The 13,190-nt window shown below is 70.9% G+C and carries 11 protein-coding genes; 3 read left to right on the top strand and 8 right to left on the bottom strand.

What is annotated here, in order from left to right; genetic code table 11:
• Positions 1 to 24: 24 nt before the first annotated feature.
• The 6 genes from B5D80_RS04870 to idi are packed head-to-tail and all read right to left on the bottom strand — an operon-like array spanning position 25 to position 8,283.
• Positions 25 to 2,160, bottom strand: a complete 2,136-nt coding sequence (locus tag B5D80_RS04870) for a geranylgeranylglyceryl/heptaprenylglyceryl phosphate synthase (protein ID WP_088642552.1) — start codon at positions 2,158 to 2,160, stop codon at positions 25 to 27.
• Positions 2,130 to 2,966 (bottom strand): radical SAM/SPASM domain-containing protein, encoded by an 837-nt coding sequence (locus tag B5D80_RS04865; protein ID WP_088642551.1) that lies wholly within the window; start codon positions 2,964 to 2,966, stop codon positions 2,130 to 2,132. The genes B5D80_RS04870 and B5D80_RS04865 overlap by 31 nt, the downstream gene beginning before the upstream one ends.
• Positions 2,963 to 4,159 (bottom strand): hypothetical protein, encoded by a 1,197-nt coding sequence (locus tag B5D80_RS04860; protein ID WP_144081582.1) that lies wholly within the window; start codon positions 4,157 to 4,159, stop codon positions 2,963 to 2,965. The genes B5D80_RS04865 and B5D80_RS04860 overlap by 4 nt, the downstream gene beginning before the upstream one ends.
• 18 nt (positions 4,160 to 4,177) lie before the next feature.
• Positions 4,178 to 5,950 carry an ATP-binding cassette domain-containing protein gene (locus tag B5D80_RS04855; protein ID WP_088642549.1) on the bottom strand — a complete coding sequence of 591 codons (1,773 nt, stop codon included), beginning with the start codon at positions 5,948 to 5,950 and terminating at the stop codon, positions 4,178 to 4,180.
• Between the two features lies 1 nt (position 5,951).
• Positions 5,952 to 7,691, bottom strand: a complete 1,740-nt coding sequence (locus B5D80_RS04850) for an ABC transporter ATP-binding protein (protein WP_088642548.1) — start codon at positions 7,689 to 7,691, stop codon at positions 5,952 to 5,954.
• 4 nt (positions 7,692 to 7,695) lie between these two features.
• Entirely contained in the window at positions 7,696 to 8,283 is a 588-nt protein-coding gene (gene idi / locus B5D80_RS04845; RefSeq protein WP_088642547.1) for an isopentenyl-diphosphate Delta-isomerase, read from the bottom strand.
• A 345-nt stretch (positions 8,284 to 8,628) separates the two neighbouring features.
• On the opposite strand from idi, the gene B5D80_RS04840 reads away from it, so the two are divergent.
• The 3 genes from B5D80_RS04840 to B5D80_RS04830 are packed head-to-tail and all read left to right on the top strand — an operon-like array spanning position 8,629 to position 11,491.
• Positions 8,629 to 9,714, top strand: coding sequence for a polyprenyl synthetase family protein (locus B5D80_RS04840; RefSeq protein WP_088642546.1), 1,086 nt, complete (start codon positions 8,629 to 8,631; stop codon positions 9,712 to 9,714).
• 44 nt (positions 9,715 to 9,758) lie between these two features.
• Positions 9,759 to 10,694 (top strand): NAD-dependent epimerase/dehydratase family protein, encoded by a 936-nt coding sequence (locus tag B5D80_RS04835; protein ID WP_211291400.1) that lies wholly within the window; start codon positions 9,759 to 9,761, stop codon positions 10,692 to 10,694.
• Positions 10,694 to 11,491 (top strand): glycosyltransferase family 2 protein, encoded by a 798-nt coding sequence (locus B5D80_RS04830; protein WP_088642545.1) that lies wholly within the window; start codon positions 10,694 to 10,696, stop codon positions 11,489 to 11,491. The genes B5D80_RS04835 and B5D80_RS04830 overlap by 1 nt, the downstream gene beginning before the upstream one ends.
• A gap of 42 nt (positions 11,492 to 11,533) precedes the next feature.
• Here the strand turns inward: B5D80_RS04830 and B5D80_RS04825 are convergent, their stop codons facing one another.
• Together B5D80_RS04825 and B5D80_RS04820 are read right to left on the bottom strand one after the other, a co-directional pair.
• Positions 11,534 to 12,232, bottom strand: coding sequence for a hypothetical protein (locus tag B5D80_RS04825; RefSeq protein ID WP_088642544.1), 699 nt, complete (start codon positions 12,230 to 12,232; stop codon positions 11,534 to 11,536).
• Complete coding sequence (locus B5D80_RS04820) at positions 12,229 to 12,909, bottom strand: ABC transporter ATP-binding protein (protein WP_088642543.1); 681 nt, start codon at positions 12,907 to 12,909, stop codon at positions 12,229 to 12,231. Before B5D80_RS04820 ends, B5D80_RS04825 begins: the two co-directional genes overlap by 4 nt.
• Between the last annotated feature and the right edge of the window lie 281 nt (positions 12,910 to 13,190).

Here is a 13,190-nt window from a genome sequence, read left to right as displayed (position 1 = left end):
ACTCCCTCCGTCGCGCTCGCGGTGTCATGCCAGCAGTCCCTGGTTGAACAGACCCTGCGGGTCCAGTTCCCGGCGTAGCCGGCGCAGGGCGGTGAGGTCGTCGCCGTACATCGACTGCAGGTCCGCCTCGTCCAGGTCGTACCAGCCGGCGAGGTAGGGCCGCCCGCCGAGCGAGAGGCACTCGGCCAGCACCCGACGGTGCATGGCCTGCACCCGGTCGACGGCGGGCCGGTCCCCGCGCGGGACGCTGAAGTACAGCCCGAAGCCGAGCGCCAGGCCCCGCAGACCGGCCGCCGGGGTGAACGGCACGCCCGGACGCTGCTCGGGCCGGTGCACGCCGAGCATGAGCAGCCGGCCACCGCCCTCCCGGTAGCCGGGGGTCGCCAGGATCCCGGCTTCGAGGAAGCGGGCGAACTCGGCCGCGGCCGGCAACGACAGGCAGTAGTCGGCCCAGATGAAGTGCACCGACGGGTCGGCCGGGTTGCGCCGGGACTCCCGCATGGACCGCAGCGGCCAGTCGGCCTCGACGCGGGTCTCGGCCCGTCCCTCCAGCCGCCGCGGCAGCGGGCCGCCCCGCATCCCGTACGTGGCGATGAAACCGCCCTCGTAGTGCTGGGCGGAGAAGAGGTCGACCGGCGAGCACGGCTCCTGCGCCATCCACCCGACCTCGTCCACCAGGGCGGTCAGGGACGGATGCCGCTGCGTGGCGATGGTGGTGAGCCGCTGGTGCTCGACCGTGCGCAGCACCACCCGGTCCAGCACGCCCAGGGTGCCGAGCGCCCCGATGCCGTAGCGGAACAGCTCCGGCGACTCGGTGGGCGAGCACCACCGCGGCTGCCCGTCGGGCAGGACCAGCCGGAACCGCCGGACCAGGTCGACCTGGCCGCCATGGGTGATCGTGCCCTCGCCGTACCCGCCGACCGACAGGGTGCCGCCGATGGAGACCGTCAGGTGGTTGGTCAGCACCGGGATGCTGCGTCCCTGGGCGTTCAGGGCCAGCTCGGCGGCGTACCAGGGAGCCCGGGCGGACACCTCGGCGGTGCCGTCGTCGAGCACCCGGACGGCGGGGTCCCCCGGCTCACCGACGATCAGTACCCCGCCGTCGGACAGGCCCTGCCGACCGAAGGAGTGTCCGCTTCCCCGCACCGCGACGGGTGTGCCCGCCGCACGGGTGGTCCGCAGGACGTGCGCGACCTCCTCCGCCGAGGTCACCGGGGTCACCACGGCCGGCAGCAGCTCGTGCAGCCGGCCGACGTTCGTGGCGTAGACCTGCCGACCGGCCGGATCGGACCGTACCGGCCGGCGCAGCCCGCGCTGCAACTCGGCGGCGATCCCCGGGGGGACGGCGGGGTCACCGACGCTGCCGGGCCGTCCGCCCGGACGGCCGGACATGCCGTGCAGGGTGTCCCGCCAGTCGGCGGTCTCCAGGCCGTTACCGACGACGACCCAGTCGACGCCGCAGTCGTGGTACTCGCGGACCTGACGGTACGAGCTGACCCCGCCGCCGACGAAGAGCAACTGCTGGGGCGCCAGGCCACGCCGGTAGGCACGCAGGACCCGGTCGGGGACCCGGCCGTGCCGGTAGAGCAGATAGGCGAGGTCGAAGTCGGCGGCGGCGACCTCGGCCACCAGCCGGGGCAGTTCGACGCCGTCCTCGGCCGCCGGCCGGGCGCCGACCGCCTCGTGGGTCTTGCCGTCGGTGCCGAAGGCGAACGACGCCGAGCGCAGCAGTTCGGGTCCGTCCTGGCCGAGCGCGGTCGCGGTGCGGGCGGTCGCGGCCAGGCCACCGGTGACGAAGAAGGACCGCACGGAGTTCAGCACCGCGTGCACCAGCACCGCGTCGGCGCCCGGACAGAGCGGGGCGCCCCGCCCGGGGATCGACGGGAAGTGCAGGATGAGCGGCAGGTCGGTCCGCTCGCGCAGTTCGGCGACGTAGGGGGCCACCCGCTGGTCGAACGCGGGGTTGTCGGTGCTGCCGACCAGCAGCGCGGGATGACCGAGGTCGGCCATCGCCCGTGCCTTCTCGACCGCCTCGGCCAGCGGCACCTTGTACGGATCCACGACGTGCAGGAGCCCGGGGGCCTGCGCCCGGAGCGCCGTCAGCACCGGGGCGGCAGCCGGGACCGTGCTCAGATTCCCGGAAAGTCGCACTTCGCGCATAGGTCGGTCCGCTCCTTTCGCAGCAGGCTCGCGCGGCGGGCGGTGTACTTCTCGTTGTTCCAGATCTCCTCGATGGTGTTGTCGTTGACGTTGCCCATGACCTCCTGCACGCTCCAGTCCTGGCAGCACAGGACGACGCGGCCGTCATGGGTGATGTAGAACTCGTTGAACGGCCGTACGCAGAACTGGTTGAGCAGTACGGTCGGCCGCCCCAGCACGTTGCCGGCCCGGTTGGTGAGGGTGGCGTCCGGATCGCGGTCGACCAGCACCAGCTCGGGTCGTGCCGGGTACTGGCGGACCTTCTCCAGCACCGACAGGTCGGTGGTGTAGTCGTTGACGACGACTGTGGCGTACTTCGTCAGCTCGTCGGCCAGTTCCTCGGTGAGCTTGGAGCCGTTGGTCTGGATGGAGATCGACGCCTTGGTGCGCTCCTTGGCCATCCGCACCATCTCGGGCAGCCGCCGGTCCAGCAACGGCTCGTTGAACAGGTACGGGTGGATGACGCCGGTGAAGTCGGCGAGTTGGTCGAGCAGCGACTCGTAGAGCTCCATCGACATCCGGCCGGACGGCATCTTGATGGTGCCGATCGGGCAGAACGAGCAGCGGTAGTTGCAGCCGCTCATCGTCTCGATCGCGATCATGCTGAACTGCGGTGGCGTGCGGCTGGACTTCTGCTTGAGCCAGGCGGCGTCGCTGAGCGTCTTGGTTCCGGTGCCGTTGAGGTAGGTGCGGGACACCCCGCTGAGCACGTTGAGGACACCTTTGCCCTGTGCGCGCTGCTTGATGTATTTCGCGATGTCTGTCATGCGCGTTCCCCTCCGGAGATCGTGGGAGACAACGGGACCGACGAGGCCGTTGGTTTGGCGTGTTCCTTGTAGGCCGACCAGGGGATCTCGCGTCGGGGCCGGCCGGCGACGCCGCGTACGGCCAGCCCCAACGCCACTGTCGAGAACCAGCCGAAGTGGACCGACTTGAGCAGCCACTTCTTCGCCGCGAAGCGGACACCCTGGCCCCGGGCGGCGGGCGCCAGTGGCCACAGCCCGTAGAAGTACATGCGCCAGTACCGGCCGGCGACGTCGGCGGGGAAGTCGGCCATCAGCACCGCCGCCGTCAGGAGCGAGCGGTTGACGCGCCGCCTGATCTCACCCGCCGGGCCGCCGGTCAGGTGGTAGCTCACGGCGTCCGCGACGATGTGCGTACGGTGCAGCGGGTTCTCGTCGCGCGGGTCGAGCAGCGCGAAGCAGAAGTAGTCGTCCTCGCAGGTGTAGCGGTCCGGGATGCCCCGGGCCACCAGGTCGGCGTCGACCACCATGCAGCAGCCGTGCGGGTAGCTGAACTTCGGCGTCTTGGTGATCCCCTTGCCCCGGTGCAGCAGCCGGGCCGCCGCGTAGGGGTTGGGTTGGGGCACCTTGCTCGCCCCGGCCGAGCCCCGCGCGCCACGGTCGAGGAAGTCCTCGAACAGCCGGCCGATGCAGCCGGTGCTGAACGTGACGTCGTCGTCGACCCACGCCACGCCGGCCAGGCCGAGGTCGGTGGCCATGGCGAACGCGGCGTTGAGCATCCGGCTCTTCCCGGCCTGGGGCATCGCGATGCCGACGAACGTCAGCCCGCCCGGGAAGGCGGCGATCTCACCCAGCCGGCTCAGCCGCTCGACCGCCTCGTCGTGCTGGCCGTCGCGGTACTGCATGCCGACGACCAGCACGAGCGGGCGGGCGGCGACCGTCGGGGGGAGATCGGTGAGCTGGCTGACGAGTTCCTCGACGCTCTCGCGGTGGCTCGACAGTGGTGCGCGACCCACGTACGTCGGCAGGACCAACGCCAACCCACCGGCGAAGCCGTCGCCGAGCGCCGCGGCGACCGCCCGGACCGGGATCCCGGACTGGGCGACGGTCGGTCCGGGGTGGACCACGGTGCACTCGGTGGGCGGTGGATCGCCCTCGGCGGGCTGGTAGCCGCGCCGGATCGCCCACCGGACCGGCCGGGTCACTAGCTCGATCATCGGTACCTCCGCATGGGGTCAGTCGTGGGCCACGGCGGACCAGAGCCGGCGTATCTCGTCGGAGCTGTCGAGCAGGTCCGCCGGGGCCCCGACCGCCGTCAGCCGGCCGTCGTGCAGGACGACGACGAGGGCGGCCCGGCGCAGCACCTCGGGCCGGTGGGACACCGCCAGGACCGTGCTGCCGCCGTCGCGGAGGATCCCTTCCCACAGGGCGTCGCTCGTCTCGGGATCGAGTGCGCTGGAGACGTCGTCGCAGAGCACCAACGGGGTGCGTCGCACGAGCATCCGCGCCACGGCCACCCGTTGTGCCTGGCCACCGGAGAGGCGCAGGCCGCGGGGCCCGATCACCGTGTCGAGCCCGTCGGGCATCGCCGTCAGGTCGGCGTCGAGCGCCGACCGGGTCACCGCCTCGGCCAGCCGGTCCTCCGGTAGCCCGAGCAGGATGTTCTCCCGGATGGTGCCGGTGAACAGTCGCGGCACCTGCGGCGTGTACGCGCACCGGGGCGGCACGAGCACCGCGCGGCGGTCGGCGGGCAGCGGGACGTCGTCCCAGCGCACCTCACCTGTCGCCCCCGGCACCTGACCGAGCAGGGCACGCAGCAGCGTGGTCTTGCCCGCGCCGACCTGGCCCATCACCACCGTCAACTGCCCGGCCGGCATCGTGAAGCCGACGCCGGCCAGCCCCTGGGCCGCGCCCTCGTGCCGGGCGGTGAGGTCCGTGACCGTGATCGTGGGCGGGCCCGCGGCGGGCGGCGGGGGCGGTTGCCGCGGCGGGACACCTGTCATCGCACCGGGGCGGCCGTGATCGAGGTCCATCCCGTGCCGTGGGTGCAGCCGGCCACCCGTGATCGCCGTCATCCGGCGCAGCGCGACGAGCACGCGCTGCAACTGGACGGTGAGCACGCCGAGGGAGGCGAGGGTGTCGACAAGCAGCTGGAGGTAGAACGTGAACAGCACCATGTCGCCGATGGACAGCCGGTTGCTGCTGAGGGCCGGGGCGGCGATCAGCAGCACGACCCCGGTGCCGAGCGGAGCGGCGTTCAGCAGGGTGCTGCGTTGCACGACGACGGCGAGTTCCTCGGCGATGGCGACCCGGGCCCGGTCGGCGTTGAGCCGGTCGAGGTGCCGGGTGACCGCCTTCTCGGCCCGCGCGGCCTGTACGCCCAGCGCCACACCCGTCACCTCGCGCAGCGCCTCGGTGACCCGTGCGGTCTGGGCGCGGCTCTGCTCGCGGTAGGCCACCATCCGCCCGTGCACCAGGCGCATCAGCGCCACGATCAGCACGAAGAGTCCGAGGATGCTCAGTGTGATGAGCACGTCGATGCGCATCATGATGGTGATCGCGGCGACCGCGAAGAGCCAGCGGGCGATGTTGATCGGCGACCACACCACGAAGAAGCCGGCGTCGGCGGCGTCGGTGCCGACGGTCGCGACCGCCTCGCCCACGCTGCCGTGGGCGGCCTGCGGTGGCGGTTCGAGCAGTGACTCGAACAACGACATCCGCAACGCGCCGACGGTGTGGTATTGCATGCGCGGTTCGAGCCAGGGCACGACCGTGCTGAACTGCAACGAGATGCGTGCGGCCTCGATGCCGGCGACGAGCGCGACGACGCTCCACAGGTTCAGGCCGGCGGTCGACTGGCCGCTGAGCGAGTCGAATGCCGTCTGCATCAGCAGTCCCAGGGCGAGCATGCCCAGGCGCAGCACCGCCCACACGGCGGCGAGCACGGCGTACCGGCGTCCGCGACCGGCCAACAGCAGGCGTGCCCGGCCGGCACCCGTCGTGGTCATGTCAGGACCGCCCCACGGGGAACCGCTGGTCGGCCGGCTCGTCGGTGCCGTCCGTCGGGTCGGGCCGGGGCGTCAGGCTCACGACCCGTCCCTCCTCGACCACCATCACGTCGTCGACGATGGTGAGCGTCTCGGGCCGGTGCGCGATGACGAGCGCCGTGCGGCCCTCGATGAACCGTTCCATCGTCCGGCGCAGCCGCCGCTCCGCATGCGGGTCCAGGCGGGCCGACGGCTCGTCGAGGAGCACGATGTCGGGGTCGGTCAGCAGCGCCCGAGCCAGCGCGAGCAGTTGCTCCTCACCGGCCGACAGCCCGGCTCCGCCCGGCCCGATCCGCGTGTCGAGGCCGTCGGGCAGGGCGGCGTACCAGGTGTCCAGGCCGACCTCCTCCACCGAGCGGCGCAGTTGCTCGTCGGACCACCGGTCGTCGTAGAAGGTCAGGTTGTCGCGCAGCGTGCCGGCGATGACGTGCACGTCCTGGGTGACGAGCGTGATGCGGGAGCGCAGCGCGTCGACGTCCAGCTGCCGGACGTCCACCCCGCCGACCGAGACCGTCCCGGCCTGCGGGTCGTACTGGCGGAACAGCATCCGCAGGATGGTCGACTTCCCGCCGCCGCTGCGGCCGACCAGCGCCACCCGGCGGCCGGCCGGGATCGTGAACGAGACGTCCGACAGCACCGGACGGTCGTCGTAGGCGAAGTTGACGCCGGTGAAGCTCACCGCGCCGCGTCCGGGCGGAAGGACGCCGCCGCCGTCGGGGACGATGTGCGCCTCGCCGAACAGTTCCTCGATGCGGCGGACGCTGCCCAGGACGTTCTCCACGTCCTGGAACCGCGAGGTGATGCTGACCAGGGGCATCCGCAGCAGGATCGCGTACGACAGCCCGGCGAAGACGGTGCCGACGCTGGCCCCCCGGTTCTGGCTGAGCCACACGCCGGTGGCCAGGGCCGCGCAGAGGTTGACGGCGGTGAGCGCCTGGACGGCCGCCGGCCAGGTGACCGTAGCCCGGGCGGCCCGCCGGGCGAGCCGGTAGTGGTGCGTGATCCGTTCCCAGGCCGTCTGGAGGGCGTGCGTCGTCCCGCCGTTGGCGTTGAGGTCCTCCCGCCCGGTCAGGTTCTCCTCGAGATAGCCGAGCAGTCCCGCCTCCGCCCGCTGACGGTCGGCGATGAGCGGCACCGCGCGGCCGAGCAGACGCCGCAGCAGCAGGAGCATCACCAGGGCGAGCGGGGTGAACAGCGCGCCGTACCGCCAGTCGAGCAGGAACAGCGCCACGACGATGCCGATGATCATCAGCAGTTGGACGGCGATGTCGAGCACGAGTTCGGACATCAGCTTGGCCAGCCGGGTGACGTCGCCGTCCATCCGGTCGACCAGTTCCCCGGGCGGGTGCCGGAGGAAGAACGTCGGCCCCTGCCGCAGGACGTGCGCGAGCAGGTCATGACGCACCTCGTTGGTCGTCCGCCAGGCGACCCGGCCGGAGACCCAGCCGGTGCCCGTCGACAGCACCTGCCGGACGACCGCGAGCACCACGAAGACCATGGCGTACCCGGCCAGTTCGGCCTGGGACCGGCCGCCCACCGCCGCGTCGATGAACCGGCGCACGACCTGCGGCGCGACGAGCTGGGTGCCGACGTCGAGTGGGATGAGCGCGGCCAGGAGCAGGAACCAGCGCCGGTGGCCACCGACGTAGGCCACGTAGCGCGCCCAGTTCGTCGCAGCCGTCCGTGGTTCGTGAGACGCCATCTGGTCAGCCGTGCCCGGCGACTGCGGCTCGGGCTGCGGGAGGCAGCTCGGCGGCGTCGCCGGTGGGCCACTCGTCCGGCGCGGGGCCGAGCCCCGCCAGTTCGTCGACCTGCAGCCGGCACCACGGGGAGAGGGTGGGGTCGGTCCGGACCCGGTCGCGGAACGAGTCCCATCCGACCCATTCGATCCGGTCGACCTCGTCCGGGTTCGGCGCCGGGTCGCCCACCGCGCGGGCCACGTAGACCGGGCACAACTCGTTCTCGACCACGCCGTCGAGTTCGGCGCGGTAGCGGAACCGGGGCAGCACGAGACGAAGGTCACTCAGCGTGAGTCCCAGCTCGGCGGAGGCCCGCCGGTGGACGGCGTCGGTCATCGCCTCACCTGGGGCGGGATGGCCGCAGAAGCTGTTGGTCCATATACCTGGCCACGTCTTTTTCCGCAACGATCGGCGCGACATCAAGAAAAGCCCGCTATTGCTGAAGACGTAACAGGAGAATGCTAGGTGAAGCGGTGTGTCTCCATCGTGGACGGCGTATTTGTCCTGCTCACCAACGATGTGGCCATCGTGGTCGAGTAGCACGACCCGCTCCATACCGCTCCCCCACCATCCGGATCGGTCAATTTCGCTCGCACAACAATCCACGGTGAATCGACTCCAGTCAACCCCCCTAGAAGAACAAAACGCCCACACGGGAAATTGCGGATAAGTGAAGTAGGGGGTCCCGGATGCCCATCGATCGGCTACAGTGGATACCCAGCCAGCCACGAGGGGTCACGTAAATGCAGGCCACCCCACATAGGCCGTCACTGATCGTGATCACTTCACATCGAGGGTCGGCCCCGCTCTGCCGCATTCAGCCTGCGTGATCGTTCACCCCGGCGGGACCGGACACCGGTTACCTGCCGTCGACATCGCCTGCGACCGGACGGGGGACAGATGACCGCCACCAGCGAGACCGCCCGAGGCGTGCCCGGCCTCTCCGGGCCCGCGCTCAGGGTCGAGGTGGAACGCACCATCGACAGCTTCCTGACCGCCCGGCGGGACATGAACGCCAACCCCGAGTGGCGCGACGGGGTCGACGCCCTACGCGCCCTGGCCCTCGCCGGGGGCAAGCGCACCCGACCGACGTTCTGCTGCCTGGGCTGGCGCGCGTTCGGCGGTGACGACGATCCCGGCATCGTCGTGGCCGCCACGGCGCTGGAACTGTTCCACCTCTTCGCCCTGGTGCACGACGACATCATGGACGACAGCGACGTGCGGCGGGGCAATCCGACGTTGCACGTCACCATGGCCCAGGCACACCGCCGGCTCGGCTGGCGCGGCGACCCCGACCACTACGGCCGTAACGCGGCGATTCTCTGGGGTGACCTCTGCCTGACCTGGTCCGACGAGGCGTTCCACGGTTGCGGCCTGCCCCCGGATCGGGTCTCGGCGGCGGCCGGGTTGCTCCAGAGCATGCGCGTCGAGGTGCTGCTCGGGCAGTATCTCGACGTCCGCGGCGAGGCCGTCCGGGCCGACCTGGCCGACTGCCTGACGATCCTGCTCTACAAGTCGGCGAAGTACACCGTGGAGCGTCCGCTGCAGATCGGCGCGATGCTGGCCGGCGCGCCCCGACCCGAGGTGGAGCGGCTCTCCCGGTTCGGCGTGCCGATCGGCGAGGCGTTCCAGCTGCGTGACGACATCCTCGGCGTGTTCGGCGACGACGCGGTCACCGGCAAGTCGACCCTGAGCGACCTGCGCAGCGGGAAGTCCACCGTGCTCATGGCGCTGACCAGGGAACGGGCGGATGCCACCCAGTCCGCCGAGATATCCCGGTGGCACGGCAACCCACGCCTCGGCGAGCGGGAGGCACTGCGGCTGCGGGAGATCGTGCGGGACACCGGCGCGTTGCGGACGGTCGAAGAGATGATCCACACCCGCACCGAGCAGGCGGTGGCGGCGCTCGACTCCCTGCCCATCGCCACCGAGGTCAGGGGTGCCCTGACCGACCTGGCCCACACGCTGTCGGTCCGGCGCAGCTGAGAGTCCACCGCCACGCACGTCCCCAGACCAGGGAGGGCACGGAAATGACGGTTCACGACCCACGGCGTACGGTGCTGGTGACCGGCGCCGCCGGGTTCATCGGGCGGCACCTGGTCGAGCACCTGGGCAACCGAGGCCAGACGGTGATCGGTGTCGACCTGCGGCCCCAGCCGGCCGGCGCGGCCGGCAGGCACGTCGTCGCCGACCTGCGCACCACGGACATCCGTCCGTTGCTCGACGGGGTCTCCTCGGTGGTTCATCTCGCCGCGCTGCCCGGGGTCCGGCCCTCGTGGGACCGCTTCGACGACTACGTCGAGTCGAACGTGATCGTCACCCGGCGGCTCCTGGAGGCAGGTGCGCAGACCGGACTACGACGACTGGTGATCGCCTCGTCGTCGAGCGTCTACGGCAACCAGCCGGACGGGGCGATGAACGAGGACCAGCCGCCCGCACCGATCTCCCCGTACGCCGTCACCAAACTGGCGGCGGAGCACCTGGCGCTGGCCTACGCGGCGCGCCCCGCCTCCGTGCTGACCAGTGTGGCGCTGCGCTTCTTCACGGTGTACGGCCCGCGGCAGCGGCCCGACATGCTGATCTCACGGATCATCTCCGCGGTCCGCGACGGCCGGGAGATCCGGGTCTTCGGCGACGGCTCGCAGCGCCGCGACTTCGTCTTCGTCAAGGACGCGGTACGCGCCGTGGCGGCGGCCGTCGACGCGCCGGGTCCGAGCCGGGTGTGCAACGTCGGCACCGGTGAGCAGATCTCGGTCACCGGGATCATCGATCTGATCAGCGAGCTGATGGGCAGGCCGGCGAACGTCCGCGTCGAACCCCACCGGGCGGGCGACGTGGTGTCCACCCGCGCCGACGTCACCCGTACGGCCGAGGCGCTGGGCTTCCGCGCGTCGGTCTCCCTCCGGGAGGGGCTGCGGGCGCACATCGACGCGGTGCGGAGCGAGTCGATGCCGGTCGGCGCCTGATGGGTGGGGGACCCCTGCTGACCGTCATCGTGCCGCACTTCCGGTGCGCGACCTACCTGCCCGAGTCGGTCGCCTCCGTGCTCGGGCAGACCCATTCCGACCTGCGGCTCGTGGTCGCGGACGACCACTCGCCGGACGACGACTGGATCACCGCCCTCGAACCCTGGAGGGACGATCCACGGCTCACGTTGCTGCGCGCGTCCCGCAACGTCGGGCCGCTGCGCCTGAAGAACGCGGTGGTCGCATCGGTGTCCACGCCGTACATCGGCTTCCAGGACGCCGACGACGTCAGCGAACCCGACCGCTTCGCCCGCCAACTGGCCGTGCTCGAGCGGGGTCGGGCCGATCTCGTCGGCTGCGGGTACCGCGTCATCGACGCGTCGGGCAACCCGCAGGGGGTACGACACATGCCGCGCAACGGCAACCTGGTGCACCGGTTCGGCCGCAAGACGGTCGCGCTGCACCCGGCGACGGTCGTCCGGCGCGAGGTCTTCACCCGGCTCAACGGCTTCGACGGCACCGCGGCCTTCGGTTCCGACACGGACTTCCAACTGCGGGTCGCCTGGCTGTACCGCATCCGCAACCTGCGCCGGCCGCTCTACCGCTACCGGGCCTGGGCGGCCTCGCTGACCGCGGCACCGGAGACCGGCTTCGGGTCGCCCGCCCGCGCCGAGTGCATGCGACGCATGGCCGAGCTGGAGCAACGCCGCCGGCAGGCCCGCAACCGGGCGGAGCGGCTGCCGTTGCTGGTGGCACCGCCGAACGACGTGTCGTTCGACCTGCAGCAGGTGGGGTGAGCGCCGGGCGGGCGTGGCGCACCACACCCGCCCCGGCCGGCCCTACCGGACCGCCGCCCGGATCCGCATGTGCTTGCGCTGCCGCAGCCGCACGCTGGCCAGCACCGCCGTGACCAGGATGAGGCCGGTGCAGTACAGGGCGCCGTGCAGGAGTCCCTTGCGGAGGTATTCCGGGTCGCCGCCGTCGAGACCGAAGGTCCCCACCTGTTGGGTCGACCAGAACGGCAGGGCCTTGCCGAGTTTCTGGTCCGGCTCGACGAGGAACTGCAACCCGGTGATCGAGATCAGGACGAGGGTGCCCTCCAGATCGTGGGGTGCGACGGCGCTGATCAGCAGGCCCAGCGGGGCGGCGACCACGATCGTGAGCCCGAACTCGATGGCGACCGCGCCGGGCCGGGCCAGGCTGTCCTGGTCGAGATAGATGAGCACCCAGTAGACCGTGGCGAGTACGGCGCCCAGGGTCAGCAGCGCGGTGAGCGTGCCGAGGTAGAGGTGTGCCGGCCGGTAACCGGTTTGGCGTAGCCGCCGCTCCACGGCCTTTGTCGTGTTGCTCAGGAAGAGGCCGGCCGTACTCACCGCCCAGGCCAGGCCCAGACCGGCGAAGCGAATCGCCTTCTCCGGATTACCGTCGTGGCGGGCCATGTAGAACAACAGTGGAACGAATGCGAGCAGCGCGAGGGCCACCCGCCGTCGGGCGAGATCCCGACCCATCATCTCCGCGACGGTGAAAAGCTTGGTCATGAGTCGGCGGCCGCCTTCGTTCCGAGGTCGAGAACGGCGTCGACCCGATCGAGTGAATTCAACATGTGGGTGATGACGAGCGTCGACTTTCCGGCGTCGCGTCGCTGTAACACCCAGTCCCAGAAGTCGATGTAGCTACCCCGGTCGAAACCCTGATAGGGCTCGTCGAGCAGCAGGATGTCGGGATCGGTCAGCGCGGCGAGAATCAGGTTGAGTTTCTGCTGGGTGCCGCCGGAAAGATGCCTGGCCTGCGTTGTCATGCCGCCGTCCCAGGCCAGGCTCTTGGCGAGCTGCCGGCCGGTGGCCTGGGCCTCGCTCCGGTCCATCCCGTGCCCGGCACCGAACAAGGCGAAGTGCTCGTCGGCGGTCAGGAAGCCCATGAGCCCTGCCTGCTGAGGGCAGTACGCCATGCTCTCGTCCACTTCCACCACGCCGCTGGACGGGCTGACCAGACCCGCACAGATCTTCATGAGCGTCGATTTTCCGCAGCCATTGGCGCCGATGATGGCGACCACCTCGCCGGCGCGTACCGTGAGATCGACGCCCTTCAGGACGTGGTTCTTGCCGTACCGCTTGTGAATGTCGGCCGCATGGAGCCGGATCGGTGTCGACGAGTCGCCCTCCGTTGGACCGTGCCGGGTAGCCGTCACCTGTGAGGCGCTGTCACTCAGATCCATGGGAGCACCCTAGTACACCCTTACGCCCGGCAGCGGTCGTGATCGGGACGTGTCGTTCGGGCGGCACCCCGACGGGGTCCCTTTTCCGGATTACCGCCCTCGTGAAGAGGGTGGGACCCCTGGCCGGGATCTCCGTTCCGAATCACCACCGGGGGAATCGCAACCCGCCGCGGGCACCCCGGTCCCGCCCGGACCGCAGGCCCGACAGACATCGATGACTGTCTTATTTGCCGGTCCTGGCGTCATCTGGTGGACAACCCCGCGACGGTATTTCCCGGCAC

It is taken from the genome of Micromonospora wenchangensis, assembly GCF_002210435.1.
GTDB classification, from domain to species: domain Bacteria; phylum Actinomycetota; class Actinomycetes; order Mycobacteriales; family Micromonosporaceae; genus Micromonospora; species Micromonospora wenchangensis.
Note: the sequence above shows the minus strand (reverse complement) of the source record. Positions and strands in the feature narration are given on the sequence as shown.

Excerpts from the sequence above, each read along its gene's own strand:
- B5D80_RS04870 (WP_088642552.1), bottom strand. The coding sequence starts at position 2,160 with ATGCGCGAAGTGCGACTTTCCGGGAATCTGAGCACGGTCCCGGCTGCC.
- B5D80_RS04865 (WP_088642551.1), bottom strand. The coding sequence starts at position 2,966 with ATGACAGACATCGCGAAATACATCAAGCAGCGCGCACAGGGCAAAGGT.
- B5D80_RS04860 (WP_144081582.1), bottom strand. The coding sequence starts at position 4,159 with ATGATCGAGCTAGTGACCCGGCCGGTCCGGTGGGCGATCCGGCGCGGC.
- B5D80_RS04855 (WP_088642549.1), bottom strand. The coding sequence starts at position 5,950 with ATGACCACGACGGGTGCCGGCCGGGCACGCCTGCTGTTGGCCGGTCGC.
- B5D80_RS04850 (WP_088642548.1), bottom strand. The coding sequence starts at position 7,691 with ATGGCGTCTCACGAACCACGGACGGCTGCGACGAACTGGGCGCGCTAC.
- idi (WP_088642547.1), bottom strand. The coding sequence starts at position 8,283 with ATGGAGCGGGTCGTGCTACTCGACCACGATGGCCACATCGTTGGTGAG.
- B5D80_RS04840 (WP_088642546.1), top strand. The coding sequence starts at position 8,629 with ATGACCGCCACCAGCGAGACCGCCCGAGGCGTGCCCGGCCTCTCCGGG.
- B5D80_RS04835 (WP_211291400.1), top strand. The coding sequence starts at position 9,759 with ATGACGGTTCACGACCCACGGCGTACGGTGCTGGTGACCGGCGCCGCC.
- B5D80_RS04830 (WP_088642545.1), top strand. The coding sequence starts at position 10,694 with ATGGGTGGGGGACCCCTGCTGACCGTCATCGTGCCGCACTTCCGGTGC.
- B5D80_RS04825 (WP_088642544.1), bottom strand. The coding sequence starts at position 12,232 with ATGACCAAGCTTTTCACCGTCGCGGAGATGATGGGTCGGGATCTCGCC.
- B5D80_RS04820 (WP_088642543.1), bottom strand. The coding sequence starts at position 12,909 with ATGGATCTGAGTGACAGCGCCTCACAGGTGACGGCTACCCGGCACGGT.